We start from the raw sequence: 26774 nt of genomic DNA, 5'->3' as shown, positions 1-26774 counted from the left end.
GCATGTACACCCTGCTCGTCACCGGCCCCGGAGGGGCAGGGCGGACCACCGTAGCGGCGGCCTCCGCGCTCGCCGCCGCCCGCGAAGGGCACCGCGTACTGCTGCTCCGCGCCGGGGATCCCGGCGATCCCGGGGATCCGGTGGCCGAGCCGGGCGGCGGGGTACGGGTGGCCCGCGTCGACTCCGGCCAGGAGTTCCGCCAGGAGCTCGTCGCCCTCCAGGAGCGCGGCTCCGCCCTCCTCGGGATGCTCGGGGCCCGCCCACTCGGCGCCGACGAGCTCACCGAACTCCCCGGCGCCGAACAGTTCGCGCTGCTCCGCGCCCTGCGGCGGGCCGCCGCCGAGCCCGCCACCGACCTCGTGGTCGTCGACATGCCCCCGCTGCACCAGACCATCACCACCCTGGCCCTCCCCGCGCAGCTGCGCCGCTACCTCGCCCGGCTGCTCCCCGCCGAGCGCCAGGCGGCCCGCGCCCTGCGCCCCGTACTGGCCCAGCTCGCCGGGGTACCGATGCCCGCGCAGTGGCTGTACGAGGCCGCCGCCCGGTGGGACGAGGAGCTGGCGGCCGTCCAGGCCGTCGTGGAGGCCCCCACCACCCGGGTCCGGCTGGTCGCCGAGCCGGGACCGGCCGCCGACCGGGCCCTGCGGTCCGGGGTGCTCGGGCTGGCCCTGCACCAGCTCGGCATCACCGACCTGGTCCTGAACCGGACGGTGCCCCAGGACTCCGCCGACCCCTGGCTCGCCGGGCTCGCGGCCCAGCAGCGCGCCTTCGGGGACCGGTGGACGAAGCACGAGGCCTCCTCGGCCTCCCCGCCCCCCTCGGTCTCCCTGCCCCACCTGGGCCGGGATCCGCAGGGCCCGGAGGACCTGGCCGAACTGGCCGGCACGGAGGGCTTCGCCCCGGTGCCGCGCGGCCCGCGCCCGGCCTGGGCCGTCGAGGATCGGCTCGCCGAGGACGGGGTGCTCGTCTGGTGCGTACCTCTGCCCCGCGCCGAGAAGAGCGAGCTCGACCTGGTCCGGCGCGGCGACGAGCTGCTGCTCACGGTGGGCCCGTACCGCAGGATCGTTCCGCTGCCCGCCGCGCTGCGCCGCTGCACCGTCTCCGGCGCGGCCCTCGCCGACGGCGAGCTCCGCATCCGCTTCACCCCGGACCCGGGACTGTGGCCCCGCACGCCCTGACGACGTAGACGGCCCTGGGGGGCGTACCGCCGTTCGGGTAACGTCGAAGGTAGCCCGTACCGCACGCCCAGCAGCCGCCGCAGGAGAGTCCGCCATGAGCGAGGCCACCGACCGCCCCACCGACGACGACGCCTGGGCCAAGGCCTGCGCCGAGGACCTTGCCGCGGAGAAGGAGCGGCGCCGGGAGCGGGGCGCGGGCGCCGACGCGGGCACCGGCACCGCCGCCGAGGAGCTCCTCAAGCTGTTCGAGGCCGTCGCCGACAAGGTGTCCTCGATGAACAACCCGCTGATCACCGGCGCCGCCCAGGGCGCCGTACGGCAGTTCGTCAACCAGGCGAAGACCGCCGCCAAGCCCGTCATCGAGCGCAATCCGGAGGTCTTCGACCACCTCGCGGCGGCCGGCTCGGAGCTGCTAGCGGCCTACCGTTCGGCGGTCGAGGGCCACGAGCGCCGCTGGACGCGCGACGAGCGCGCCGACGAGCGGAGCGCCGGGCCCCGCAACGAGGGCGGGAGCACGGAGGCCGGCGGCTCCACGGAGCGGATCGATCTCGACTGATCCTCTTCACCACTCGGGTACGGTTGACAGCGGCGGGGTTTGACCGGAAACCGAGGGACTAATGGGACTCACCATCGGCGTCGACATCGGCGGCACGAAGATCGCGGCCGGCGTGGTCGACGAAGACGGCACCATCCTTGAGACGTACAAGGTGCCCACCCCGCCGACCGCGGACGGAGTGACGGACGCGATCTGCGCCGCCGTGTCCGAGGTAAGCAGCAGCCACACCATCGACGCCGTCGGCATCGGGGCCGCCGGATACGTGGACGACAAGCGCGCGACCGTACTCTTCGCGCCGAACATCAACTGGCGCCACGAGCCGCTCAAGGACAAGGTCGAGCAGCGCATCGGCCTGCCCGTGGTCGTCGAGAACGACGCCAACTGCGCGGCCTGGGGCGAGTACCGCTTCGGCGCCGGACAGGGCCACGAGGACGTCATCTGCATCACGCTCGGCACGGGCCTGGGCGGCGGCATCATCATCGGCAACAAGCTCCGGCGCGGACGCTTCGGCGTCGCCGCCGAGTTCGGCCACATCCGGGTCGTCCCGGACGGCCTGCTGTGCGGCTGCGGCAGCCAGGGCTGCTGGGAGCAGTACGCCTCCGGGCGCGCGCTCGTCCGCTACGCGAAGCAGCGCGCCAACGCCACCCCCGAGAACGCGACGATCCTGCTCGCGCTCGGCGACGGCACGCCCGAAGGCATCGAAGGCAAGCACATCAGCGAAGCGGCCCGGCAGGGCGACCTGGTGGCCGTGGACTCCTTCCGCGAGCTCGCCCGCTGGGCGGGCGCCGGCCTCGCGGACCTGGCCTCGCTCTTCGACCCCTCGGCGTTCATCGTCGGCGGCGGCGTCTCGGACGAGGGCGACCTGGTCCTCGACCCGATCCGCAAGTCCTTCAAGCGCTGGCTGATCGGCGGCGCGTGGCGGCCCCACGCGCAGGTCCTCGCGGCGCAGCTCGGCGGCAAGGCCGGTCTGGTCGGCGCGGCGGACCTGGCCCGTCAGGGCTGACGCCCCACCCGTATCGGCAGACTGCCCGCCGCGCCCCCTGGGGTACGGCGGGCAGTCTCGTTATGTTGCCGGGTATGGAACTCGCCGAGCTGCCGAACTCCCGCACCGAAGCCGACGGTTCGGCCGTGATCCGGGTGCTCAGCTACAACGTCCGCTCGCTGCGCGACGACGAGGACGCGCTGGCCCGGGTGATCCGCGCGTGCGGCCCCGACCTGGTGTTCGTCCAGGAAGCGCCGCGGTTCTTCCGCTGGCGCAAGCACGCGGCGCGGTTGGCGGCCAAGTCCGAACTGGTGGTGCTGAGCGGGGGCGCGACGGCAGCCGGTCCACTGCTCCTGTGCTCCCTACGAGCCTTCGTGGAGCGGACGGAGGACGTGCTGCTGCCCCTGACCCCGGGGCACCACCGGCGGGGCTTCGCGACGGCCGTGGTCCGCTTCGCCGGGGCCCGGGTCGGTGTCGTCAGCACCCACCTGTCGCTGGACAGGGCCGAACGCGGGGCCCAGGCGGAGCTCCTCCTGGACCGGGTCGCCTCGATGGACGTGCCGTACGCGATCGCGGCCGGTGACGTGAACGAGACCCCGGGAGGCCCGGCCTTCGCCCGCCTCGCCGGAACCCTCCAGGACTGCTGGTCGGTGGCCCCGTGGGGCGGCGAGCGGACCTTCCCGGCGGGGGCCCCTGATCGGCGGATCGACGCCGTCTTCGCGACGCGGGGGGTGGAGGTGCTGGCCTGCGGTGTCCCTGCGGGGCTGGCGGGCGTCTCCGCCGCGGACCTCGCCTCGGCGACGGACCACCTCCCGGTCCTGGCCGCCCTCCGCCTCCCCGCTGCGCGGTAGCCCCTGGTGCGGCGCCGCTGCCGGGGGCCAGCCCCCGGACCCCCGCGCCTCAAACGCCGGCGGGGCTGGAAAATCCAGCCCCTCCGGCGTTTGAGGAGCGGGGTCTGGGGCGGAGCCCCAGGTCAGACCACGGCTCCGCGACCCGGGTCGTCATCGTCGTCGTCACCGGTCGCCATCCGGGCGACCAGCGTCGCGAACCCGCCCAGGAACCCGCCGACGCCGAGCGTCGTCAGCCACCAGGTCATGTCCCACTGGAGCAGCACCGCCAGGAGCAGCAGGACCGGCCCGCCCACCACCGCCAGCCAGGCGAACTTGGACGTCGTGTCCGCCTCCGGCAGCTCCGGCTCCGGCGGGACGAAGTGGCCCTCGTCCTTCGCGGCGGCGGCCGCAGCCTCCGGGGAGTCCTCCGGGTCCGTCAGGGAGTGGTCCCGGGGGCCCGGGCCCGCCGTGCCCACGCCCGGGGCGAACACCACCGAGCTGCCCAGCGCCGCCGCCGGCGGAGGTTCCGGGGACGGCGGACGCTCGGGCTTGACGTCCTCCTCCGGCAGGAGGAGGTTCTCGATCGGTCTGAAGGGCCGCGCGCCCGGCGGGTCCGCCGGCTCCTGGCCGTAGCCGGCGACGATCGCCGCCCACGCCGCTTCCTCGTCCAGCGGGGGGACACCCCCCGAGGACTCCTCGTGCTCAGCCACCGCTGGCCGCCCCCTCCCTGCCCACGCTCTCCGCCAGTCGTCCGACGAACGCATAACTGTCCGCGAAGATCCGCTCCGCGTCATGGTCCAACGTCGCGACGTGGTAACTCTGTTCCAGCAGGGTCTCGGTGACATCGGTGGAGGACACCCGCGCCAGGATCCGTGCCGAGTCGGCCGGCCGTACGACGTGGTCCTGCGGGCTGTGCAGGAGCAGCAGCGGCTGCGTCACCTGCGGCAGCTCGGTGTCCAGCATCTGCAGGAACTTCCGCAGGGAGTGCGCGGCCCGGGTCGGGATCCGGTCGTAGCCGACCTCGTCCGAGCCCGGCTTGGCGATGTCGCTCGCGATGCCCGGCGTCGAGCGGATGAAGTGCTTGACCACCGGAAGGGCTACGGCCAGCGGGTCGTGCACCTTGTTGACCGGGTTGACGAGGACGATCCCTTGAATCGAGTCCCCGTGCTTCGCCGCCAGCCGCAGGGTCAGCGCGCCGCCCATCGACAGCCCGAAGACGAACACCTGCTCGCAGGTGTCGAGCAGCTCCCGCAGCGCGCGGTCCACCTCCGCGTACCAGTCCTGCCAGCCCGTGAGCTGCATGTCCTGCCAGCGCGTTCCGTGCCCGGGCAGCAGGGGGAGCGACACCGTCAGCCCCCGCGCGGCCAGATGGTCGGCCCAGGGGCGCATCGACTGCGGGGAACCGGTGAAGCCATGGCAGAGCAGGACGCCGACCTTTCCGCCCTCGTGGCGGAACGGCTCGGCTCCAGGGAGGACGGGCACCAGGATCTCCTTCAAGGGGGGTGGGGGTGCGTAGCGCTGTGTTACTTCACCGTACGCGACGGGGGTGGCACCGACCAGGGTCGTCGGGCCGCTCCGGGGACGGCCACGGGATATGGTCTGTTCGACAGACACAGGAAGGCTTTCGAGTTGATCTACGGCGCAATGAAGTTCTCCATCGGCGGTTCACTGAAGCTCGCCTTCAGGCCGTGGGTGGAGGGCCTCGAAAACATTCCCGCGGAGGGGCCGGCGATCCTCGCGAGCAACCACTTGTCCTTCTCCGACTCCTTCTTCCTTCCGGCCGTGCTGGACCGGAAGGTCACCTTCATCGCGAAGGCGGAGTACTTCACCTCCCCGGGAGTCAAGGGCAAGCTGACCGCCGCCTTCTTCAAGGGCGTCGGCCAGCTCCCGGTGGACCGTTCCGGCGCGCGCGGGGCGGGCGAAGCCGCGATCAAGAGCGGCATCGACGTCATCGAACGCGGAGAGCTGTTCGGTATTTACCCCGAGGGGACGCGTTCACCCGACGGCCGCCTGTACCGCGGCAAGCCCGGCGGTCTGGCCCGGGTGGCGCTGGCCACCGGCGCACCCGTGATCCCCGTGGCGATGATCGACACGGAGAAGATCCAGCCGCCCGGCAAGGTGGTTCCGAAGCTGATGCGTCCGGGCATCAGGATCGGCAAGCCGCTGGACTTCAGCCGGTACCACGGCATGGACGGGGACCGGTTCATCCTGCGCTCGGTGACCGACGAGGTCATGTACGAGATCATGAAGCTGTCCGGCCAGGAGTACGTGGACATCTACGCCACGGCCGCCAAGCGCCAGATCGCGGACGCGGAGAAGGCCGCCGCCAAGAGCGAGAAGGCGGAGAAGGCCGAGCAGGCCGACAAGGGCGCGGACACCGGCAAGTAGCGGTACGCGGGCGGGACCGCCCGCACGGGGTGGGGGAGATGGCGAAGCGCGAGCGCGTCGTACGCATGTCGGTCGAGCAGCCGCTGTGGCGGGCCCTGACGGCCTATCGGCTGCTCACCGTGGTCTACGCGGTGGGGCTGTTCGCCTCCGCGTACAAGGCCTTCGACCGGCCGTGGGTCGCGGTCTCCTACCTCGCCGTCCTCGTCGTCTGGACCCTGGTCACCCTCCCCAAGGTGGCCAACGCCGTCAGCTGTACGAAGCGGTTCCTGTGCGCCGACCTGACGGTCGCCTGCGTCGGGATCCTGCTGACCCCGCTCGCCGACAGCCACGCGCGGATCATGGCCGGCGGCCCCACCCTCCCCACCATCTGGACCGGAGGCTCGGTCCTCGCCTTCGCCCTCAAGGGCGGCTGGCGCTGGGCCTGTTTCGCCTCCAGCTTCGTGGCCGCCGCCAATCTGGTCCAGCGCGGCGAGCCCGCCCGGGACACCCTGCACAACGTGCTGCTGGTCTGGGTCTCCTCCATCGCCATCGGCTACGTCGTCGAGGTGGCCCGCGCCAGTGAGGCCACGCTCGCCCGCGCCCTGGAGATCGAGGCCGCCACCCGCGAGCGCGAACGCCTCGCCCGCGACATCCACGACGGGGTCCTCCAGGTCCTGGCCATGGTCCAGCGGCGCGGCACCGAACTGGGCGGCGAGGCCGCCGAGCTGGGCCGGATGGCGGGGGACCAGGAGGTCGCGCTGCGCACCCTGGTCTCCAGCGGGCTGATGCGCCCCTCCCGGATCTCCCGAGACGAGTCCCTGGGCGCGCTCGTGGACTCGTACGAGGTGGAGGAGCCGGGCACCGACGAGGCCGAGCTGGACCTGCGGACCCTCCTGGCCCCGCACGCCGGCTCCCGGGTGAGCTTCGCCGAGCCGGGCACCCCGGTGCCGCTGCCGGTGCCCGCGGCGAAGGAGCTGGCCGCGGCGGTCGGGGCCGCGCTGGACAACGTGCGCAAGCACGCGGGCGACGGGGCCAGCGCCTGGATCCTGGTCGAGGACTGGGGCGACGAGGTGATCGTGACCGTCCGGGACGACGGCCCGGGAATCCCGGCCGGCCGGCTCGACCAGGCGGAGGGCGAGGGCCGGATGGGCGTGGCCCTGTCCATCCGGGGCCGGCTGCGCGACCTCGGCGGCAGCGCCGAGCTGGTGTCCGTCCCGGGGCAGGGCACCGAAGTGGAACTGAAAGTACCTAGGGGGAGCACCCATTGAACGAGCAGAGCGCCACCGGCACGAGCGGTACCACGGGCGACATCGGCGACATCAAGGTCATGGTCGTCGACGACCACCCGATGTGGCGGGACGCGGTCGCCCGCGACCTGGCCGCCGCCGGATTCGACCTGGTGGCCACCGCCGGGGACGGTCCGGAGGCGGTGCGCCGGGCCCGCGCGACGACCCCGCACGTGCTGGTCCTCGACCTCAACCTGCCCGGCATGCCCGGGGTCCAGGTCTGCAAGGAACTGGTCGGCGCCAACCCGGCGCTGCGGGTCCTGGTCCTCTCCGCGAGCGGCGAGCACGCCGACGTCCTGGAGGCGGTGAAGTCCGGCGCCACCGGCTACCTGCTGAAGTCCGCGGGCGCCCAGGAGCTCATAGACGCCGTGCGCCGCACGGCGGCCGGCGACCCCGTCTTCACCCCGGGCCTGGCCGGCCTGGTCCTGGGCGAGTACCGGCGCCTGGCCACCGACCCGGCGCCGGCCGCCGCCGACGAGCGGCAGGCCCCGCAGCTGACCGACCGGGAGACCGAGGTGCTGCGGCTGGTGGCCAAGGGGCTCTCGTACAAGCAGATCGCGGAGCGGCTGGTCATCTCCCACCGCACGGTGCAGAACCACGTGCAGAACACCCTGGGCAAGCTCCAGCTGCACAACCGGGTGGAGCTCGTCCGGTACGCGATCGAGCGCGGCCTCGACGAGGTGTGAGGACATTCGAGTCGTGGGCCGTTCCTCGTACGAGTGAACGGTCGTACGGCAACTCCCCTTGATTCCAGCGGAATTGACCCCTCCATGGCCCTTGCTGTGACCTGAGTCACCACTAGCGTGACGGTCATGCGGGCCCTGCGGCCTCAGCGGGCCCCGTGGCGAAGGGATGTTCCATGAAGGTCGGAGTGCTGACGGGCGGCGGCGACTGCCCAGGTCTCAACGCGGTCATCCGCAGCGTCGTGCGCAAGGGCGTGCAGGAGTACCAGTACGAGTTCATCGGGTTCAAGGACGGCTGGCGCGGCGCGGTCGAAGGGGACACCGTCCCGCTCGGCATCCCCGCCGTCCGCGGGATCCTGCCGCGCGGCGGAACCATCCTCGGCTCCTCGCGCACCAACCCGTTCAAGCTGGAGAACGGCGTCCGCCGGATCAAGGAGAACCTGGCCAAGTACGAGGTCGATGCCCTCGTCGCGATCGGCGGCGAGGACACCCTGGGCGTGGCCGCCAAGCTGTACGAGGAGTACGGGATCCCGTGCGTCGGCGTCCCGAAGACCATCGACAACGACCTGTCGGGCACCGACTACACCTTCGGCTTCGACACGGCCGTCGGGATCGCCACCGAGGCCATCGACCGGCTGCACACCACCGCCGAATCCCACATGCGGGTCCTGGTCGTGGAGGTGATGGGCCGCCACGCCGGCTGGATCGCCCTGCACTCGGGGCTGGCGGGCGGTGCCAACGTCATCCTCATCCCGGAGCAGCGCTTCGACGTGGACCAGGTGTGCGAGTGGGTGACCTCGCGGTTCAAGGCGAGCTACGCGCCGATCGTGTGCATCGCCGAGGGTGCGATGCCCAAGGACGGCGAAATGGTGCTGAAGGATGCCACCCAGGACTCCTTCGGCCACGTCCGGCTGTCGGGCGTGGGCGAGTGGCTGGCCAAGGAGATCGAGGCGCGGACCGGCAAGGAAGCCCGTACGACCGTGCTCGGGCACATCCAGCGGGGAGGTACGCCGAGCGCGTTCGACCGGTGGCTGGCGACCCGGTTCGGGCTGCACGCGATCGACGCGGTGCGCGACGGGGACTTCGGCAAGATGGTCGCCCTCCAAGGGACGGACATCGTGCGGGTGCCGATCGCGGAGGCGACGGCGAAGCTCAAGACGGTGGACCCGGCGCTGTACAAGGAGGCCGGAGTGTTCTTCGGCTGAGTTCCCCGGCTGGGCCTCAGCGCGTACGAGGATCATGGGTCGTAAGGTGACAAACGGCCCATGGTCCGAATCTTGCGTGCAGTACGGGAGCGAACGTGGAAATCCTGGCATTCGGGGTGCAGGGAGACGAGAAGCCGCTCATGGAGAAGGCGTTCGCGGGGCAGCACGAGGTGCGCTGCCTGGACGTCTTCCTGAGCGAGGACACCGCCCCCATCGCGGCCGGGTACGAGATCGTCTCCTCCAGCGTCAACGCCGACCTGAACGGGCGGGTCCTGCGGACCCTGGCGGCGGGCGGGACGAAGATGATCGCCCAGCGCTCCACCGGCTTCAACAACATCGACCTGCCGGTCGCCCGGCAGCTCGGCCTGACGGTCAGCCGGGTGTCGTACTACTCCCCGTACTCGGTGGCCGAGTTCGCCTGGACCCTGGCCATGGCCGTGAACCGGCGGATCGTCCGCGCCTCGAACCGCACCCGGGACTTCGACTTCCGGCTGAACGGCCTGATGGGCCGCGACATGCGCGGCCGTACGGTGGGGGTGCTCGGCACCGGCAAGATCGGCGAGGCGTTCACCCGGATCGCGCACGGCTTCGGGATGAACCTGCTGGGCTGGGACGTCGCGCAGAACCCGGCGTGCGTGGAGCTGGGCATGAAGTACGTGGACAAGGACGAGCTGTTCGCGTCCTCGGACCTGATCAGCCTGCACGTCCCGCTGCTGGAGTCCACGCACCACATCATCGGCGCCGAGGCGCTGAAGACGATGAAGGACGACGCGATCCTGGTGAACTCCAGCCGCGGCGGCCTGGTGGACACGGACGCGCTGGTCACGGAGTTGCGGTCGGGCCGCTTCGCGGGCGTGGGCCTGGACGTGTACGAGGCGGAGGCCGGGCTCTTCTTCCTGGACAAGTCGCTGGTGGTCGTCGAGGACGACACCCTGGCGCGCCTGATCACCTTCCCGAACGTGGTGGTCACCTCCCACCAGGCGTACTACACCCACGACGCGGTGGGTCAGATCATCGACACCACCGTCTCCAACGTCGCGGACTACCTGGCGGGGCGCCGCTCGGAAAACACCCTGAGCCCTGCCTGACGCGGCACTAGAGTCACCCGCGTGGACATACCCGTAGCGGTTCGCTGGACCCTGCTCGCCTTCGCCGCGCTGAACCTCCTCCTCGCACTGATGTACCTGAACCGGATGCGGCGGGCCGGGGCGGGCCACCGGACCGGCCCCGGGCTCGACGCCCTCGACCACGCGCTCGGCACGGTGCTGATCGGCACGCTCGCCACGGGCGGCGACCACCCGGCCGTCGCCTTCGGCGCGCTGGTCGCGCTCGGCCCGGTCATGCTCTGGAAGACGGTCCGAGATGCCCGGGCCCGCCGCGAGGCGAAGGCCCGGACCGCGGCCAAGGGCGTCGAGGCCGGCTAGACCCCCGCCATCACCCCGGCGACCAGCCCGCGCACCAGCTCCGCACCCCGCAGCGTCAGCACCGACTCCGGGTGGAACTGGACCCCCGCGAAGCCCCCGGCGAGGGACCGCAGCGCGTGGACCTCGCCCGTGGCCGGGTCCCGGGAGACCTCGATGCCCCGCAGGGCCAGGGACCGCTCCTGCTCCGCCGAGCACTGGGCCGCGTACGTGTTGTAGAAGCCCACGACCTCCTCCGTCCCGAAGAGCGGGATCCGCGTCTGCGCCCCCTGCGCCGGCTCCGCCTTGCGCACCAGCGGGAGCCCCAGCTCCGCGGCCAGCAGCTGGTGGCTCAGACAGACCCCGAGCAGCCCGCCCCGGTGCGTGGCCAGGAGCTCCGCCGTCAGCCCGCGCAGCAGCGCCATCTTCGGGTCCGAGGCGTCCGCCGGGTTCCCCGGGCCGGGGCCCAGCACGATCGGCCCGTCCCAGGCCAGGGCCGCCGCCCGCAGGCCCGGGGCGTCATGGCGCAGTACGGTCACCTCCAGCCCGGCCACCCGCAGCACGTGCCCCAGCATCGAGGTGAAGGTGTCCTCGCCGTCCACCACCAGCGCGTGGCCCGTCACCGCGGCCGGCCGCTCCTGCATCCGGAGCCAGAACGGCGCCAGGTCCTCGCGGCGCGCTGCCAGGGCGGCCTGGACCCGGGGGTCGTCGGCCAGCCGGGCCCCGGCGAAGGAGGGCCGCACCGCCGCCGGGCGGACGCCCAGCGCCGCGAGGACGCCCGCCGCCTTCGCGTGGGTCTCGGCGACCTCGCCCGCCGGGTCGGAGTGCCGGACGAGGGTGGCGCCGACGGGCACCCGCAGCGCGCCGTCCGCCGCGATGTCGGCCGTGCGGATGAGGATCGGCGAGTCCAGGGTCTGCGCCCCGGCCGCGTCCACGCCCAGCAGCGCCAGCGCGCCCGCGTAATAGGCGCGGCCGCCGGTCTCGTACCGTTCGATGACCCGGCAGGCGTTCTGCACCGGGGAGCCGGTCACCGTCGCCGCGAACATCGTCTCCCTCAGCACCTCGCGCACGTCCAGCGAGGAGCGGCCGCGCAGCTCGTACTCGGTGTGCGCGAGGTGCGCCATCTCCTTGAGCCGGGGGCCGACGACCACCCCGCCCATGTCCCCGACGGTGCACATCATCTTGAGCTCCTCGTCCACGACCATGGACAGTTCCTCGGTCTCCTTGCGGTCCCCGAGGAAGGAGAGGAGGGACTTCGCGGTCGGCCCGCCGGCCGGATACCGGTAGGTGCCGCTGATCGGGTTCATGACGACCGTGCCGCCGGTCATCCGAACGTGTACCTCGGGACTGGCCCCGACGAGCGTCCGGTCACCCGTGTGGACCACGTACGTCCAGTACGCCCCCCGCTCGCCCTCCAGCAGCCGCCGGAACAGCGCGAGCGCGTCGGTGGGGCCGAAGCCCTCGATCCGGCCCTCGTAGGTGCGCCGGATGACGAAGTTCGCGCCCTCGCCGCGGCCGATCTCCTCCTCGATGACCCGCCGGACGGTGTCCGCGTACTCCTCGTCGGGGACGTCGAAGCCGCCGCCGTCGACCCGCACCTCGTGGTCGGGCAGCGCGGCCAGCGCCTCGGCGAGCGGAACCTCGTACGCCTCTTCGGCGATCAGCACGCTCAGCGGGGTGCCGTCGTCGCGCACGTCGAACCCGCGCTCCCGGATCTGCCGGAAGGGTACGAGGGCCAGGGCGGGCCGCTCGCCGACGGGCAGGTCGGCGAGGTGCTCGACCTCGTGGACCGGGCCGGTCAGGACCTCCACGGTGTCGTGGTCGCGGCCGGGCGTGCGGCGGCGCAGCAGCGCGAACGGCGGAGTGGATCCGTGGGAACCGCTGGAACCGTCGGATCCGCCGGAACGTCCGAGGCGGTCGAACAGGGCGGTCAGTCGGCTGGGGTCCATGGGCAGAGACATGGAGGGGGCGTCCTTCCGGGTGATGGAGGGGCGGCCCGCGCTTCGGGAGAAACACGGAAGGCCGCCCCTCGGGGCGGCCTTCGCGTGGCTCGTGTCTTCAGGTACGCACGAGGGGCGGGCCGCCGGGAGCGGTCCACCACCAGTTCTTGTTCGTGTGCGCGTACATGCGGTGAACCCTAGCCCACCAGGCGGAGTAAACGGGTGAGTAACACAGGGAGAGACATCCGTCTCAGGTAGTGGTCACCATGGCCGGACGCGTCGTGTGACGCCGTAATGTGTGTGAGGTGACCGTGAACGCTGAAACCCAAGCCCCCGCCTCCAAGGCGACCTGGCGAGACCTTCCCGCGGCGCAGCAGCCTTCGTACCCCGATGCCGAGGCCCTGCGCGCTGTTGTCGCGGACCTCGAGTCGTATCCGCCCCTCGTTTTCGCGGGTGAGTGCGACCAGCTGCGCGCCCGTCTGGGAGCCGTCGCCAAGGGCGAGGCGTTCCTGCTGCAGGGCGGCGACTGCGCCGAGGCCTTCGACGCCGTATCCGCAGACCACATCCGCGCCAAGCTGAAGACGCTGCTCCAGATGAGCGCCGTCCTGACGTACGCGGCCTCCGTGCCGGTCGTCAAGGTCGGCCGCATCGCGGGCCAGTACTCCAAGCCGCGCTCCAAGGACACCGAGACCCGCGACGGCATCACCCTGCCGACCTACCGCGGCGACTCCGTCAACGGCTTCGCCTTCACCGAAGAGGCCCGGATCCCGGACCCCGAGCGGCTGAAGCGCATGTACCACGCGTCCGCGTCGACGCTGAACCTGGTGCGCGCCTTCACCACCGGTGGTTACGCCGACCTGCGCCAGGTGCACGCCTGGAACCAGGACTTCGTGAAGAACTCCCCGTCCGGGCAGCGCTACGAGCAGCTCGCGCGGGAGATCGACAACGCGCTGAACTTCATGAAGGCCTGTGGCACCGACCCGGCCGAGTTCAAGGCCGTCGAGTTCTACGCCTCCCACGAGGCGCTGCTGCTCGACTACGAGGGCGCCCTCACCCGTACGGACTCGCGCACCGGCCGGCTGTACGACACCTCCGGCCACATGGTCTGGATCGGTGAGCGCACCCGCCAGCTGGACCACGCGCACATCGAGTTCTGCTCGCAGATCGCCAACCCGATCGGCGTCAAGCTCGGCCCCACCACCACGGTGGACGAGGCCCTGACGTACATCGACCGGCTGGACCCCGACCGCGAGCCGGGCCGCCTGACCTTCGTCGTCCGCATGGGCGCCGACAAGGTCCGCGACAAGCTCCCCGAGCTGGTCGAGAAGGTCACCGCCTCCGGCGCGAACGTCGTCTGGGTCACCGACCCGATGCACGGCAACACCTTCGAGGCGGCCTCCGGCCACAAGACGCGCCGTTTCGACGACGTGCTCGACGAGGTCAAGGGCTTCTTCGAGGTCCACAAGGGCCTCGGCACCCACCCGGGCGGCATCCACGTCGAGCTCACCGGTGACGACGTCACCGAGTGCGTGGGCGGCGGCGACGAGATCTTCGTCGACGACCTGCACCAGCGCTACGAGACGGCCTGCGACCCGCGCCTGAACCGCAGCCAGTCCCTGGACCTGGCGTTCCTGGTCGCCGAGATGTACCGCGACCAGTAGGAGCGGGTAAGAGCGGTAGGACCGGCAAGACGATGGGGCGCGGATCGAATGTGATCCGCGCCCCATCCTCGTTCCCACCTCTTTTAGGCCACCCTAACTTCGGGTACGGTTAGGTAAGCCTCACCGAATAGGGGATGGCTCGCCGAACCATTCCGGTCAGGGAGGTGAACCGCGTTGTACGTCTGCTCTTGCTTCGGAGTCACCGACAAGCAGGTCAAGGACCACGCGGCCGCCGGGGCCTGCACCCCGCGCCAGATCGCCTCGGCCACCAAGGCCGGCACCGACTGCGGTTCCTGCGTCCGCACCATCCAGGGCCTCCTCGGCCGCGGGGCCTGCCCGCGCCGTGAGCTGCTGGAGAAGGGCAACGCGGCCGCCGTGCTCGCCGCCGACCCGCTTGTACTGCCTGTGGGTGCGGAGCTCGCCGAAGCCGCGTAGGGCCCGCGACCCCTCGCGTACGGCCTAGCTCTCGGGCTGTTCCAGCAGCTGCGCGATGTACAGCGGCTCGCCGATGGACTCGATGAGCTCCAGCTGGGTGTCGAGGTAGTCGATGTGGTGCTCCTCGTCCTCCAGGATCTCCTCGAAGAGCCGCGCCGAGGTGACGTCGCCCTTGCCGCGCATGACCTCGATACCGCGCTTGAGCCGGTCGATGGCCTCGACCTCGACCTGGCGGTCGCACTGGAACATCTCGGTCAGCGTCTGACCCACGCGGACGTGGAAGAGGCGCTGGTAGTTCGGCAGGCCGTCGAGCATCAGGATGCGCTCGGTGATCTTGTCCGCGTGCTTCATCTCGTCGATGGACTCGGCACGGGTGTACTTCGCGAGCTTCGTCCAGCCCTTGTTGTCCTGGATCCGGTAGTGGAGCCAGTACTGGTTGATCGCCGTAAGCTCGCCGGTCAGCTGCTCGTTCAGAAACTCAAGGACCTCGGGGTCGCCCTGCATCGCAGAGGCTCCTTCCAAGCAATGTCAGCAATGTGACTGGGCAGTTGCGCGCATCCTTGCACCGCCTCCGGGGGCCGTCCAGTAAGTGCCTCCTTAGTGGGAGTTACCGTGACTTGCCCGATTCGGTCCGCAGCTGGTCATGACCACCCCGCCAAGTCTGTCACCATGGAGTCATGGGTCAGCCGGAAAGCCGGGAATCTCCGGGATCAGAGCAGCTGGAGCTTCCCCCGGGGCAGCGGTTGCAGCGAGGCTGGCCGGTCACCCATTACGGGCCCGTACCCAAGTTCAAGCCGGACCGCTGGGAGTTCCGCGTCTTCGGCGCGACGGCCGACGGTGAGAAGCACTGCTGGAACCACGAGGAGTTCGCGGCCCTGCCGTTCGAGTCCGTCGTGGCGGACCTGCACTGCGTGACGAAGTTCAGCATGACCGGCGCCGAATGGGGCGGCGTGCTCACCCGCGAGATCCTCGCCATCGCCCCGCCGTCCCCGCAGGTCACGCACGTGATGGTGTGGGCGGAGTACGGCTTCAGCTCCAACATGCGGCTCGAAGACTTCGCTTCCGAGCGAGCCCTGTTCGCCACCCACCAGGGCGGTGAACTGCTCACCGCGGAGCACGGTTTCCCGCTGCGGCTCGTGGTGCCGCACCTCTACGCGTGGAAGGGCCCCAAGTGGGTCCGGGGCGTCGAGTACATGACCGCCGACCGCCGCGGCTTCTGGGAGGAGCGCGGCTATCACAACATCGGCGACCCCTGGCGCGAGCAGCGCTACTCGTACCAGGAGGAGCCGGGGGACGGCCCGGAGCTGTAGGTCTGTGGCCTGCCTGTAGGTCTGTGGGTCCCTCTTCGGGGTCCCTCAGTGGTGGTACTGGTGGACGACCGCGTGACCCTTGCCGCGGCCGATCATCCACCTGTTGACCGGGGTCGTGACGACGAAGGCCAGCGCGAGCGAGATGGCCAGCGCGATCCAGAACAGCGCCTCCGAGAGCGTCGCGTCCATGGCTCCCGGCCAGACCACGATCACCCCGTTGTCGATCAGCTCCATGACGGCGATCGAAAGGGTGTCCGCCGCCAGTGCCACCCGGATGGCCGTACGGAAGTCCACGCCGGCCGCGCGGATCCCGCGCAGGGTGAGGGCGTAGCCGAAGAAGAACGCGAGGACGATCGCGAGGATCATCGTCGGTACGTTCCCCCATCCGAGTGCGGTGCCGACGATCATGCCGAGCACCTCGCCGATGGCGCATCCGGTCAGGCAGTGCAGAGTGGCCTGTGCGGCGGCGGCCCAGGTGACCTTCCCGCCGCCGTGGCCCCCGTGCGCGTGCCCTTCGTGCTGGTGCTCGTGGTGCGCGTGGTCCGCGTGCTGCTGGTGTTCGTGCTGTTCGTGGTGCTGCTGGTGTTCGTGCTGCTCGTGATCGTGGTGCTCGTGTACGTGCTCCATGACAACCCCCTGACGTGGAACGCCGAGTAACGGCTCTGTCGATATGACAGAACCGTATACCCCCCGGGGGTATTCCTCAAGGGATCAAGGGATCATCCGAGCCCGCGCAGCTCCTTCAGCAGCGCCACGTCCGCCGCGTGCCCTTCCTTGCCGCCCGGCGTCTCCGTGATCAGCGGTACGCCCTCCATCGCCGGATGCGTGAACAGTTCGGCGAAGGCGTCCCGGCCGATGTGACCCTGCCCGATGTTCTCGTGCCGGTCCTTGTGGGCGCCCACGCCCTCCTTGGAGTCGTTCGCGTGGACCAGCTTCAGCCGGCCCTCGCCGACCGTGTCCACCAGCAGGTCCAGCGTCTGCTTGGTCCCGCCCGGCGCCGCCAGATCGTGTCCGGCCGCGAAGATGTGGCAGGTGTCGAGGCAGATCCCGAGCTTCGGGTGGTGGTCGAGCGCGTCGAAGTACGGGCCGAAGTCCCAGGTCCGCGAGCACAGCGAGGAGCCCTGCCCGGCCGTCGACTCCAGCAGCAGGAAGGGGTCGTCCTCGTGCGTCAGCTCGTCCAGCAGCGGCAGCATGTGCTCCCTGACCTGCGCGTACGCCTCCTTGCGCGGCCGTCCCCCGGTCGCCGAGCCGGTGTGCACGACCACCCCGAGCGCGCCGATCGCGCGGGCCCGGCGCAGCGAGTGCCGCAGCGACTCCACGGACTTCTCCACGGTCGCCCCGGTGTGCGAGCCGAAGTTGATCAGGTACGGCGCGTGCACGTACGCCGGGATCTCCTCGGCCGCACAGGCCGCGCGGAACAGCTCGTCCTGCGCCGGATTGCCGGCCGGGGTGGCCCAGCCGCGCGGATTCGCGACGAAGACCTGGACGGCCTCGGCCCCCATCTCGCGGGCGTACGTCAGACCGACCGAGGCCAGCCCGCCCGCGACGGGAACGTGCCCGCCCACTGGATTGCGTATCACTTGGTGCTACAGCCCCTTGGTCCTGATGGTGATGGTGCTGCCCTCGGCGGCGCTCTGGCCGGCGGGTACCGACTGGGCGTCGATGGTGTTGCTGAAGGAGAGGAAGGGCTTGTCGACCTTCACTTTGAAGCCCAGCCCCTCCAGGGTCTTGCGGGCCGCGTCCGCCTCCTGGCCGGTGACGTCCGGCACCGGGATCTGGCGGGGGCCCTTGGACACGGTGAGGGTGACGGTGTCCCCGGCGGCGGCCTGGGTGCCTGCGGCCACCGACTGGTTGGCGACCGTACCGGCGGGGGAGGGGGAGTTGACCTGCTCGGGGGCGGTCTCCACCTTCAGTCCGGCGCCCTCCAGGGCCGACCGGGCCTGGTCGAGCGGCTTGCCCGCGACGCCCGGCACCGGCACCGGGCGGCCCTTGCTGACCACCAGGGCGACCGCCGTGTCGAGGGCGCGCTTCGGGCCGTCCGCCGCCGGGTCCGTGCTGATCACCGAGCCCTGGGGGACGTCCTGGCTGAAGGCCTGGGTGACGATCCCGGGCGCCAGACCGGCCGAGGTCAGCTCCGTCTTCGCCGCCTCCAGCGGCTTGCCCTTCAGATCGGGGACCGCGACGGTCTCGGGGCCGCGCGAGATGGTGACGACCACCGCGCCGTTGCCCCGTATCCGCTTGCCGCCGGCGGGATCGGTGTTCATCACCGTCCCCTTGTCGAAGCTGTTGCTGAACTTCCGGTCGACCCGCTTCACCCCGAGACCGGCCGCCGACAGCTGGGTCCTGGCCTGCTCCTCGGTCTTGCCGAGCAGGTTCGGGACCTTGGTGAACTGGCCGGAGCTGATGTACCAGACGCCGGTGCCGACGCCCAGGGCGAGCAGTACGGCGACGATGACGAGCAGCGGCCCGCGGCGGCTCGACCTCGGGGCCGCCGTCCGGTGCGTGGGCGCGGGCGGAGGCGGCGGGACCGCGAGCCGGGAGGTGTGGGAGACGGGCTCGGCCGCCGGCCGCGCGATCACACTGGTGCGGTCCTCGGCGGAGGTCCGCACCTCGGCCCGCGCCTGCGGCGGTACGGAGTCCAGCTCGGCGTCGCCCAGCCCCGAGCGGGTGTCGAGGACCAGCCCGAGCAGCGCGGCGGCGTCGTGGGGGCGCAGCTCGGGATTGCGCGCGGTGGCGTGGGCGACGAGCTCGTCCAGCGCGGCGGGCAGCCCGGGGACGGCTGCCGAGGGCGGCGGCACGTCAGCGTTGAGGTGCTGGTAGAGCACCTGCGCGGGGCTCTCTCCCGCGTGGGGCTTGGCGCCGGTGAGCATCTCGTAGAGCACGATGCCGCAGGCGTAGACGTCCACGCGGGTGTCGGTGACCCCGTTCTCGATCTGCTCGGGGGCGAGGTAGGAGACGGTGCCCAGGACGGAGCCGGTGGTGTGCGTGACGGAGTCCACGGACCGCACCAGCCCGAAGTCGGCCACCTTCACCCGGCCGTCGTCGCCGATCAGCACGTTCTCGGGCTTCATGTCGCGGTGCACGAAGCCGGCCCGGTGCGCGGCGCCGAGGGCGGCGAGGACCGGTTCGAGGATGTCCAGCGCCGCGCGGGGCTGGAGCGCGCCGCGCTCGCGGAGCGCGTCACGCAGGGTGCAGCCGGAGACGTACTCCATGGCGAGGTACGTGTACCGGCCGTCCGTGCCCTGGTCGAAGACGGCCACGACGTTGGGGTGGGCGAGGCGGGCGACGGACTTGGCCTCGCGGATGAACCGGTCGACGAAGGCACCGTCGGCGGCGAGCGCCGGATGCATCACCTTCAGCGCGAGGATCCGGTCGAGCCGGGTGTCGACGGCCCGGTAGACCGTGGCCATGCCGCCGGCCGCGATACGGGCGTCCACGCGGTAGCGGCCATCGAGCGTCTGCCCGACAAGGGGATCATCCAGGGTCGTGTCCACCCGCCGATTCTACGAGGGCGGGGCGGCGGGCCGTCCCGGGCCGGGGGCGGTTGCAGCGCAGCTGTGACGGTGGGGGCGTACGGGGCCTCGCGCGTGCGGGGCCTTCACCCCCTCAGCCCCCACCCCTGGCCGGTGGCTGCCCACCCACCCCCCTCGGAACCGGGGCGGGACCCGACCGCGAGCGCGGCGGGGTCGGGGGACGGCGGGGTCCGGGCCGACCGGAAGCGTTGAGGGTTTGGGGCTCTCCGTCAGCCTCATCGTCCTTCCGCGTCGGGCCGGCCCGTCAAGGGCGCTCACTACGTTCGCGTCGCTTCGCGATGGCCTTCGGCCACCCTTGACAGACCGACCCGCCACGGAAAAACGAAGGCAGCCGGAAAACCCCAAAAGGACGGGCCGGGGGATGCGTTCCATACCGAGCCCAATCAGAGAAGCGCGGGCAGGGCGCCCGGGAAAGACGGCCAGACCCACACTCGGCAGCGGTGAGCAGCCCGGCGGCAGCGGGCGCGCGACAGATCGCTACACGCTCCTCATCCCTCAGCGTCCGACGGCCGTCATGGGCTGCTGCCCGCACCAAACAGCGACCAGAGCGACGATCACGTCGTCCAGCTGACCGTTTCGACGTTCTGGATCGCGGTGGTGAACTCGCGGCCGGAAGTGTCGCGGATGTAGGCCAGCTTCATCCAGCGCTCGTGGGCGGCGGAGTCCGAGACGTTCTCGTTGATCACGGCCATCAACTCCCCCTCGGCGCCGGATGCGATGTCGCGGACGCGACGGCGCAGAAGCTGATGGGGGACGTACTCGTAGCGCTCACTCATCGGGCGCTTGCTCGAAGGTGCTGAGGAAGAGCTCCCAGCCGACCAATGCCCGGTCGAGTAGGTCAGCGCTGGGTTCAACCGCTGCAGTCACCCCTGCCGAGGGTGTGTCTGAGGTGCTCGCTGTCTCGGAGGCCGAGGTGTCTACGGGGATCTGACGCACGTGCGCGTCTCCTTTGCGTAGCAGGTGGAGCGGCCGCTCTCACATTGCACTGGGTAGCAGCTCGACCACGAAGCTACTCGCAGAAATTCTGCGAGTCAAGAAAATCTGTTACTCGCAGAAACACTGCGTATCTGCGAGACTGGCCGCGACTCGAAAGGAGCACGTATGAGCGAGGGATTCGGCCTGGTCGTGCGCTTCTCGCTGCGCGACCAGGACGCCGCGACGGCATTCGACGAGCTGTGTGCGACCACCCTGGAGGGCATCAAGAGCGCAGAGCCGGGCACGCTGGCCTACGTGGTGCACGTACCACAAGGCGAGCCTTTGGTGCGGGTGTTCTACGAGCTGTACGCGGACCGCGCCGCGTTCGACGTCCACGAGGCGCAGCCGCACACGAAGTACTTCCTCGCTGAACGGGGGCAGTACCTTGCCGGTGTCGAGGTCACGTTCCTCGACATGACCGTCGGGAAGGTGGCAGCGCAGCAGTGAGTTCCGAGGAGCGGCGCGCCTTTGGCACGCGAGTGGCTGATCTGCGCAAGCAGAGGAGCATGACGCAGGGGGAACTCGCCACGGCCATCGGCCGTACGGCGAGCTGGCTGTCCCAGGTCGAACGGGGCATCCAGCCGGTGAACCGCCTGGATGTGCTGCGGCTGCTCGCTGACGGCCTCGGCGTGCCGCTCCAGGTGCTGCAGCCGGATGCCCCCGCCCCGGCGGAGGTCGAGACGGCGTCCGAACCGGTCACGAACGATCTCGATCAGGCTCGTCTGGTGCTCTCCGGGCACTCTGCGCTCGATGTCCTCCTCAACCCCCGCCAGGACTTCAGTCCGGATTGCCTTATCGACTTTCGAGCATCGGTAGACAGGATCTGGGAGCTCACCCACGGCGGTCATTTCGCCGAATTGAGCGCGGCCATAAGCTCGTCGGTTCCGCTGCTGGAGCGGGCCGTACGAACGGCGCCGACTGAGTACCTACCTGAACTGCACGATCTGCTGGCCAGGGTCTACCAAGCCCTGTCTGCGGCTTTCGTTCGCCAGAACGAGGCGGATGCCGCATGGGTTGCGGCGGATCGGGCGATCCGCGAGGCGGAGCATTCCGGCAGCACCCTCGGCGTCTTCGCCGGGATCTACCGCCTCTGCCATGCCTTCGTCCGTTTGAAGCGGCTCGACCAGGCCGAGCACACTGCCGCCACGGCGGTCAGCGCCCTCCTGCAACATGTCGAACGCAACGCGCCCACGCCTCAGCACCTCTCGGTGCTGGGATCGCTGCACCTGATGCTGGCACTCGTGCACGCCCGCTCGGGCGAGCGGGCGTCGGCGCGGCAGCAGATCGACGCCGCCCGAAGGGTAGCCAGTCTGCTGGGCGAGAACCGTAACGACTTCAATCTTGAATTCGGTCCCACGAACGTGGAGATCCAGGCCGTCTCGACCGCAGTCGAGCTCGGCGATGCCGGCGAGGCGCTCGACATCGCCAATGGACTCCGCATGGACGGCCTGTCCTCCGAGCGGCAGGCGCGTCTGCTGATGGATCTGGGCCGAGCCCACGCGCAACGCCGCCAGTATGCCGACGCGCTGGACTGCCTTCTGCGCGCCGAGGAGCTGGCACCCGAGGTGATCCAGACCCACGCGGCAGCCCAGGCAGTTGTGCGAGACCTCGTACTCGCAGCGGGCCGGTCCGCGTCAGACGAACTCCGCGCACTGGCAGAGCGTACGGACAGCCTCACATGAGCGTCACGACGCGACGGAAGTAGCTGCTGTGACCAACAGAGCCCAGCCGAACCGGTCAACGCCACGCCACTCCGTGTCCGTAGCGGGAGTAGTGGCGCGGGATGACGGTCGGCTGTTGGCGATCCGGCGGGCGGACAACGGGGCGTGGGAGCTGCCGGGCGGAGTGCTGGAGCTGGCGGAGACTCCGGAGGACGGGGTGCGCCGGGAGGTCCTGGAGGAAACCGGTATCCACGTCGAGGTGGACCGGCTCACCGGCGTCTACAAGAACGTCGTGGCGGGCGTCGTGGCCCTGGTCTTCCGCTGCAAGCCCTCAGGAGGAACGGAACGCCTCACCGACGAAGCCACCGCAGTCCAGTGGCTCACGCCCGAGGAGGTGACCGAGCGGATGTCGGAGGCCTATGCGATCCGCCTGCTGGACGCCCTAGACACCGACGGACCGCACGTACGAAGTCACGACGGACGCGATCTCCTGAGGGCTGGGCTTTAGACCTCGGCTCCAGACGGCCGTCGGACGCTGAGCGTTGAGGAGCGTGTAGCGATCTGTCGCGCGCACGCTGCCGCTGGGCTGTTCGTCGCTGGCGGGTGTGGGTCTGGTCGTCTTTTCTGGGTGCCTGCCCGCGTGTCTCTGATCTGGCTCGGTCTGGAACTCGTCCCCCGGCCCGTTCTTTTGGGGTTTGCCGCCAGTCTTCGTTTTTCCGTGGTGGGTCGGTCTGTCAAGGGTGGCCGGAGGCCATCGCGGAGCGACGCGACGTAGGAGCGCCCTTGACAGGCCGACCCGGCGCGGAAGGACGATGAGACTGACGGGAAACCCAGAGTCCTTCTCTGATTCCGGCGGGGCCGGACCCCGCCATCCCCCCGACCCCGCCGCGCAGCGCAATGCGGTCCCGCTCAGGCCCCGAGGGGGGCGGGTGGGCAGCCACCGGGGCGGGGTGGGGGTCGAGGGGGTGAAGGCCCCGCGCGCGTGTGAACCCGTACAGCCCCCTCAGAACGCCGGGCGTTCCGGGTCCAGGGCTGCGCGGCCCTCCGTCGGGGAGGAGGGTTCTGCGAAGCGGCGTTGGGGGATTCGGCCGGCGCGGTGGGCCAGGCGGCCCGCCGAGACCGCGTCGCGCATGGCCGCGGCCATCAGGACCGGGAGCTGCGCGCGGGTCACCGCGGAGGCGAGCATGACCGCCGAGCAGCCCAGTTCCATGGCCAGGGCGGCGTCCGAGGCCGTGCCGGCCCCCGCGTCCAGGATGACCGGGACGCCCGCCCGCTCCACCATCAGCTCGAAGTTGTGCGGGTTGCGGATGCCCATCCCGGAGCCGATCGGAGAGCCCAGCGGCATGATCGCCGCGCAGCCCACGTCCTCCAGTTTGCGGGCGAGGACCGGGTCGTCGTTGGTGTAGGGGAGGACGGTGAAGCCCTCGTCCACCAGGATCTCGGCGGCGTCGAGGAGTTCCACCCCGTCCGGGAGGAGCGTCCGCTCGTCCGCTACGACCTCCAGCTTGATCCAGTCCGTGCCGAGCGCCTCGCGCGCCAGCCGGGCCGTCAGTACGGCCTCGCCGGCGGTGAAGCAGCCCGCCGTGTTCGGTAGGACCGCGATGCCGAGCTTGTTCAGGACGGACAGGACCGAGCCCTGGACCGTGGGGTCCAGTCGCCGCATCGCGACCGTGGTGAGTTCCGTACCGGACGCGACCAGCGCCCGTTCCAGGATGTCCAGGCTCGGGGCCCCGCCCGTGCCCATGATCAGGCGGGAGGAGAAGGTCCTACCGCCCAGGGTGAAAGCGTCGTCGGTCATCTGGTTCAGCCTCCCTGGACCGCGGTGAGGATCTCCACGCGGTCGCCGTCTTCCACGCGGGTGTACGGCCACTGGCCGCGCGGGACCACCGTCTCGTTGAGGGCCGCCGCGACCCCCTTGGTGGCCTGGGTGAGGGTGGCGACCACCGTGGCGAGCACGGTGCCGGCCGCGATCTCGCGCGGTTCGCCGTTGACGGAGATGGTCATGCGTACGACTCCTGTCGCGTGAGGGCGAAACGGCGCGGGGTGAAGGGGCGGGCGATCTCCGGCAGTTCGCCGGTGGTCAGCAGCTCCGCCATGACGTCCCCGGTCAGCGGGGTCAGCAGGACCCCGTTGCGGTAGTGCCCGGTGGCCAGGTGCAGGCCCGGCAGGTCGGTCGGGCCGAGCAGCGGGGCGTTGTCCGGCGAGCCGGGCCGCAGTCCGGCCAGGGTCTCCACGAGCGGGAGCTCGGTGATGCCGGGGACCAGCTCGTGGGCGTCGCGCAGCAGCTCGTAGACCCCGCCCGCGGTGACGGTGGTGTCCCAGCCGAGTTCCTCGCTGGTGGCGCCGATGACCAGCTCGCCGTTCTCTCGCGGCACCAGGTAGACGTGGCTGCCGCGCACGACGGCCCGTACGGTCCGCGACAGGAACGGCGCGTACGAGGGCGGCACCGCGAGCCGCAGCACCTGACCCTTCACCGGCCGTACGGGGGCCACGACCTCGGGCGGTACGCCGCCCAGCCGGCCGCTGAGCGAGCCCGCCGCCAGCACCACCTGGCCGGCGCGCAGCTCCGTGGCGTCGGCGTCGTCGAGCACCGCGCCGGTGGCCCGGTCGGCGGTGGTCAGCAGCCGGGACGCGGCCGCCCGGTGGAAGTCGACCCCGGCGCGTTCGCAGGCGGCGAGCAGCGCCGCCGCGAGCCGGCGGGGGTCCACCTGGTGGTCGCCGTCCACGCGCAGGCCGCCGCGTACGCCCGGGGCCAGCAGCGGCTCCAGGCGTCGGCACTCGCGGCCGGTCAGCCACTGCGACTCCAGGCCGCAGCGGCGCTGGAGGGCGTGCAGTTCCCGCAGGTGGAGGCGGTCGTCGGCATCGAGGGCGACGGCGAGGGTGCCGCAGGCGCGGTAGCCGATGTCCAGGCCGCCGCTGGCTTCGGCGAGCTCGGCGGCGAATTCCGGGTAGCGGGCGGCGGAGGCGAGGTTCAGCCCGAGCAGGGTCTCCTCGCCGTAGTGCAGCTCGGTGACGGCGGCGAGCATGCCGGCCGCGACCCGGGCGGCTCCGCCGCCGGGTGCCGGGTCGGCGATGGCGGTGCGCAGCCCGAGGCGGGCCGCCCGCCAGGCGGTGACCAGGCCGATGATGCCGCCCCCGATGACGAGGACGTCGTAGCCGGAACTCCGGCTTTTAGTGGATGAGCGCACGGTTGAGTGCATGGGCGTCCAGCCCCTCCCTTCGCCGGCATGACCCGGATCAGGTTCGGACGGTCGGAGGCCGGCCAGCCTCCCTCTCAGCCCGGTGCGCCCGGACTCCCGCGATAGGTTCGGTGGCCAGAGTAGCGCCGAGCCCGACGGCGGGGTAAGGCTGCCTCCCCGAGGCGATCCCGGCCCCCTATTCCTGACGGACCGTCAGATGATTAGGGTGGGCCGCGTGAGCGAGCAGACGGAACACAGCGAACACGGCGAACACGCCGGGCCCGGCGTCGTCATCGTCGGCGCCGGAATGGCCGGGGTCCAGACCGCGGTGGCCCTCCGGGAACAGGGCTGGACCGGCCCCGTCACCCTCCTGGGCGCCGAACCCCACCAGCCCTACGACCGGCCCCCGCTGTCCAAGGCGGTGCTCCTCGGCAAAGCCGAGGACTCGGCCTTCGACGTCGACTTCGAGGGGCTCGGCATCGAGCTCCGGCTCGGGGTCGAGGTCACCGGACTGCGGCCCGCCGACCACGAGATCGACACCGAGGCGGGCCCGGTCCCGTACGGGGTCCTCGTGCTGGCCACGGGAGCGCGGCCGCTGACCCTGCCCGGCGCGGAGGGGGTCCCGGGCGTGCACCTGCTGCGCACCCTGGACGACGCGGCCCGGCTCCGCCCCGTGCTGGCTGCCGGGTCGGCGGTGGTGGTCGTCGGCGCGGGCTGGATCGGCGCGGAGTTCGCCACGGCGGCGCGCGAGGCGGGCTGCGCGGTGACGGTGGTCGAGGCGGCGGACCGGGTCCTGGCGGGCGCGCTGCCGGCCGAGGTCGCCGAGCCGATGGGGCGCTGGTACGCGGAGGCGGGCGCCGAGCTGCTGACCGGCGCGCGGGTGGCTTCGGTCGAGGCGGGCCGGGTGCTGCTGGCGGACGGGCGCTCACTGGAGGCGGGTGCGGTGGTCGTCGGCATCGGGGCCCGCCCGGCGACGGGCTGGCTGGCCGGGTCGGGGGTCGAGCTGGGCCCCGACGGCGCGGTCGTCGCGGACGAGCACCTGCGCACCTCCCTGCCCGGGGTGTACGCGGTGGGGGACTGCGCTTCGTTCCCGTCCGGGCGCTACGGCGCACGGCTGCTGGTGCACCACTGGGACAACGCCCTCCAGGGGCCTCGGGCGGTGGCCGCCGACATCCTGGCCGCGGGCTCCGGGGACCAGCCCTACGACCCGGTCCCGTACTTCTGGTCGGAGCAGTTCGGCCGCTTCGTGCAGTACGCGGGCCACCACGGCGACTCCGACGCGATGCTGTGGCGCGGCGACCCGGCGGCCGCGACCTGGTCGGTGTGCTGGCTGCGGGAGGGCCGCCTGGTCGCGGTCCTCGCGGTGGGCCGCCCGCGCGACCTGGCCCAGGGGCGGCGCCTGATCGAGTCGGGCGCGTCCGTGGATCCGGCCAAGGTCGCCGACCCTGCGGTCCCGCTGAAATCGGCGGTGGCCTGACCGGCCGGAGAGCCGCGCCGGGCGGGGGCGGGGCGGCCCGGCCCGCCCCCGGCGGGGCGGCCGCGGGGGGCCCCCCCCGCGCGGCGCCCCGGCTCCCGGACCCGCGCCTGGCATGG

28 protein-coding genes and 1 riboswitch are annotated in these 26774 nt (G+C 71.6%); of the genes, 17 read left to right on the top strand and 11 right to left on the bottom strand.

Going from position 1 to position 26774, the window contains the following annotated elements; translation table 11 throughout:
- Window positions 1-2 precede the first annotated feature (2 nt).
- From ACFXDJ_RS12525 to ACFXDJ_RS12510, 4 genes are all read left to right on the top strand, one after another.
- Entirely contained in the window at window positions 3-1178 is a 1176-nt protein-coding gene (locus ACFXDJ_RS12525; protein WP_384661359.1) for an ArsA family ATPase, read from the top strand.
- 94 nt (window positions 1179-1272) lie between these two features.
- Window positions 1273-1734: a DUF5304 domain-containing protein gene (locus ACFXDJ_RS12520; RefSeq protein ID WP_384661361.1), complete on the top strand. Its 462-nt coding sequence runs from the start codon at window positions 1273-1275 to the stop codon at window positions 1732-1734.
- A 61-nt stretch (window positions 1735-1795) separates the two neighbouring features.
- Window positions 1796-2737 (top strand): ROK family glucokinase, encoded by a 942-nt coding sequence (locus ACFXDJ_RS12515; RefSeq protein ID WP_384661364.1) that lies wholly within the window; start codon window positions 1796-1798, stop codon window positions 2735-2737.
- Between the two features lie 74 nt (window positions 2738-2811).
- A complete protein-coding gene (locus ACFXDJ_RS12510; RefSeq protein ID WP_384661367.1) occupies window positions 2812-3567 on the top strand; it encodes an endonuclease/exonuclease/phosphatase family protein in 756 nt (251 codons plus the stop codon).
- 122 nt (window positions 3568-3689) lie between these two features.
- Here the strand turns inward: ACFXDJ_RS12510 and ACFXDJ_RS12505 are convergent, their stop codons facing one another.
- Together ACFXDJ_RS12505 and ACFXDJ_RS12500 are read right to left on the bottom strand one after the other, a co-directional pair.
- Complete coding sequence (locus ACFXDJ_RS12505) at window positions 3690-4256, bottom strand: hypothetical protein (RefSeq protein WP_384848979.1); 567 nt, start codon at window positions 4254-4256, stop codon at window positions 3690-3692.
- Complete coding sequence (locus ACFXDJ_RS12500; protein WP_384652165.1) at window positions 4249-5028, bottom strand: alpha/beta hydrolase; 780 nt, start codon at window positions 5026-5028, stop codon at window positions 4249-4251. The genes ACFXDJ_RS12505 and ACFXDJ_RS12500 overlap by 8 nt, the downstream gene beginning before the upstream one ends.
- Before the next feature lie 162 nt (window positions 5029-5190).
- On the opposite strand from ACFXDJ_RS12500, the gene ACFXDJ_RS12495 reads away from it, so the two are divergent.
- The 6 genes from ACFXDJ_RS12495 (at window position 5191) to ACFXDJ_RS12470 (ending at window position 10511) form a co-directional block, all read left to right on the top strand.
- On the top strand, window positions 5191-5934 hold the full coding sequence (locus ACFXDJ_RS12495) for a lysophospholipid acyltransferase family protein (protein ID WP_384652175.1): 744 nt from the start codon (window positions 5191-5193) through the stop codon (window positions 5932-5934).
- Between the two features lie 38 nt (window positions 5935-5972).
- A complete protein-coding gene (gene macS, locus ACFXDJ_RS12490) occupies window positions 5973-7181 on the top strand; it encodes a MacS family sensor histidine kinase (protein WP_384652163.1) in 1209 nt (402 codons plus the stop codon).
- 59 nt (window positions 7182-7240) lie between these two features.
- The gene (locus ACFXDJ_RS12485) at window positions 7241-7885 is read left to right on the top strand and encodes a response regulator (protein WP_384652173.1); all 645 of its coding nucleotides are present in this window, start codon (window positions 7241-7243) and stop codon (window positions 7883-7885) included.
- A gap of 173 nt (window positions 7886-8058) precedes the next feature.
- Window positions 8059-9087: a 6-phosphofructokinase gene (locus ACFXDJ_RS12480; RefSeq protein ID WP_384652161.1), complete on the top strand. Its 1029-nt coding sequence runs from the start codon at window positions 8059-8061 to the stop codon at window positions 9085-9087.
- Between the two features lie 95 nt (window positions 9088-9182).
- Window positions 9183-10175 (top strand): 2-hydroxyacid dehydrogenase, encoded by a 993-nt coding sequence (locus ACFXDJ_RS12475; RefSeq protein WP_384652159.1) that lies wholly within the window; start codon window positions 9183-9185, stop codon window positions 10173-10175.
- Between the two features lie 21 nt (window positions 10176-10196).
- Entirely contained in the window at window positions 10197-10511 is a 315-nt protein-coding gene (locus ACFXDJ_RS12470; RefSeq protein ID WP_384652157.1) for a hypothetical protein, read from the top strand.
- Here ACFXDJ_RS12470 and ACFXDJ_RS12465 read toward each other — a convergent pair.
- Complete coding sequence (locus ACFXDJ_RS12465; protein ID WP_384652155.1) at window positions 10508-12448, bottom strand: anthranilate synthase family protein; 1941 nt, start codon at window positions 12446-12448, stop codon at window positions 10508-10510. The genes ACFXDJ_RS12470 and ACFXDJ_RS12465 overlap by 4 nt on opposite strands.
- 275 nt (window positions 12449-12723) lie before the next feature.
- Between ACFXDJ_RS12465 and ACFXDJ_RS12460 the strand changes: the two genes are divergently transcribed.
- Window positions 12724-14088 (top strand): class II 3-deoxy-7-phosphoheptulonate synthase, encoded by a 1365-nt coding sequence (locus ACFXDJ_RS12460; protein ID WP_384652153.1) that lies wholly within the window; start codon window positions 12724-12726, stop codon window positions 14086-14088.
- Between the two features lie 174 nt (window positions 14089-14262).
- Window positions 14263-14523 carry a bacterioferritin-associated ferredoxin gene (locus tag ACFXDJ_RS12455; RefSeq protein WP_384652151.1) on the top strand — a complete coding sequence of 87 codons (261 nt, stop codon included), beginning with the start codon at window positions 14263-14265 and terminating at the stop codon, window positions 14521-14523.
- Window positions 14524-14547: 24 nt separating this feature from the next.
- Here ACFXDJ_RS12455 and bfr read toward each other — a convergent pair whose 3' ends face one another.
- A complete protein-coding gene (gene bfr / locus ACFXDJ_RS12450) occupies window positions 14548-15027 on the bottom strand; it encodes a bacterioferritin (protein WP_330296010.1) in 480 nt (159 codons plus the stop codon).
- Between the two features lie 173 nt (window positions 15028-15200).
- Between bfr and ACFXDJ_RS12445 the strand changes: the two genes are divergently transcribed.
- Window positions 15201-15833: a sulfite oxidase-like oxidoreductase gene (locus ACFXDJ_RS12445; protein ID WP_384652149.1), complete on the top strand. Its 633-nt coding sequence runs from the start codon at window positions 15201-15203 to the stop codon at window positions 15831-15833.
- A gap of 45 nt (window positions 15834-15878) precedes the next feature.
- On the opposite strand, the gene ACFXDJ_RS12440 is transcribed toward ACFXDJ_RS12445, so the two are convergent.
- From ACFXDJ_RS12440 to ACFXDJ_RS12425, 4 genes are all read right to left on the bottom strand, one after another.
- Window positions 15879-16460 carry a DUF4396 domain-containing protein gene (locus ACFXDJ_RS12440; protein WP_384652148.1) on the bottom strand — a complete coding sequence of 194 codons (582 nt, stop codon included), beginning with the start codon at window positions 16458-16460 and terminating at the stop codon, window positions 15879-15881.
- A gap of 92 nt (window positions 16461-16552) precedes the next feature.
- Window positions 16553-17410, bottom strand: a complete 858-nt coding sequence (locus ACFXDJ_RS12435) for a deoxyribonuclease IV (RefSeq protein ID WP_384652171.1) — start codon at window positions 17408-17410, stop codon at window positions 16553-16555.
- A 9-nt stretch (window positions 17411-17419) separates the two neighbouring features.
- Window positions 17420-19327: a Stk1 family PASTA domain-containing Ser/Thr kinase gene (gene pknB / locus ACFXDJ_RS12430; RefSeq protein WP_384652146.1), complete on the bottom strand. Its 1908-nt coding sequence runs from the start codon at window positions 19325-19327 to the stop codon at window positions 17420-17422.
- Window positions 19328-19920: 593 nt separating this feature from the next.
- Window positions 19921-20142 carry a hypothetical protein gene (locus tag ACFXDJ_RS12425; RefSeq protein WP_384652144.1) on the bottom strand — a complete coding sequence of 74 codons (222 nt, stop codon included), beginning with the start codon at window positions 20140-20142 and terminating at the stop codon, window positions 19921-19923.
- Window positions 20143-20467: 325 nt separating this feature from the next.
- Between ACFXDJ_RS12425 and ACFXDJ_RS12420 the strand changes: the two genes are divergently transcribed.
- The 3 genes from ACFXDJ_RS12420 (at window position 20468) to ACFXDJ_RS12410 (ending at window position 22510) form a co-directional block, all read left to right on the top strand.
- Window positions 20468-20788, top strand: coding sequence for a putative quinol monooxygenase (locus tag ACFXDJ_RS12420; RefSeq protein WP_384652142.1), 321 nt, complete (start codon window positions 20468-20470; stop codon window positions 20786-20788).
- On the top strand, window positions 20785-22023 hold the full coding sequence (locus ACFXDJ_RS12415; protein ID WP_384848976.1) for a helix-turn-helix domain-containing protein: 1239 nt from the start codon (window positions 20785-20787) through the stop codon (window positions 22021-22023). Before ACFXDJ_RS12420 ends, ACFXDJ_RS12415 begins: the two co-directional genes overlap by 4 nt.
- 73 nt (window positions 22024-22096) lie before the next feature.
- A complete protein-coding gene (locus tag ACFXDJ_RS12410; protein WP_384652167.1) occupies window positions 22097-22510 on the top strand; it encodes an NUDIX hydrolase in 414 nt (137 codons plus the stop codon).
- A 495-nt stretch (window positions 22511-23005) separates the two neighbouring features.
- On the opposite strand, the gene ACFXDJ_RS12405 is transcribed toward ACFXDJ_RS12410, so the two are convergent.
- From ACFXDJ_RS12405 to thiO, 3 genes are all read right to left on the bottom strand, one after another.
- The gene (locus ACFXDJ_RS12405; protein ID WP_384652138.1) at window positions 23006-23800 is read right to left on the bottom strand and encodes a thiazole synthase; all 795 of its coding nucleotides are present in this window, start codon (window positions 23798-23800) and stop codon (window positions 23006-23008) included.
- Between the two features lie 5 nt (window positions 23801-23805).
- Window positions 23806-24006, bottom strand: a complete 201-nt coding sequence (gene thiS, locus ACFXDJ_RS12400; protein WP_384652136.1) for a sulfur carrier protein ThiS — start codon at window positions 24004-24006, stop codon at window positions 23806-23808.
- Window positions 24003-25202, bottom strand: coding sequence for a glycine oxidase ThiO (gene thiO, locus ACFXDJ_RS12395; RefSeq protein ID WP_384652134.1), 1200 nt, complete (start codon window positions 25200-25202; stop codon window positions 24003-24005). The genes thiS and thiO overlap by 4 nt, the downstream gene beginning before the upstream one ends.
- Window positions 25200-25312: riboswitch (TPP riboswitch) on the bottom strand. Its footprint overlaps the gene before it by 3 nt.
- A 104-nt stretch (window positions 25313-25416) precedes the next feature.
- Between thiO and ACFXDJ_RS12390 the strand changes: the two genes are divergently transcribed.
- Window positions 25417-26658: an NAD(P)/FAD-dependent oxidoreductase gene (locus tag ACFXDJ_RS12390; RefSeq protein ID WP_384652132.1), complete on the top strand. Its 1242-nt coding sequence runs from the start codon at window positions 25417-25419 to the stop codon at window positions 26656-26658.
- Window positions 26659-26774: the final 116 nt, after the last annotated feature.

The organism is Streptomyces sp. NPDC059443 (assembly GCF_042750105.1).
Classification (GTDB): Bacteria; Actinomycetota; Actinomycetes; order Streptomycetales; family Streptomycetaceae; genus Streptomyces.
This window is presented reverse-complemented; position numbering and strand designations above follow the sequence as displayed.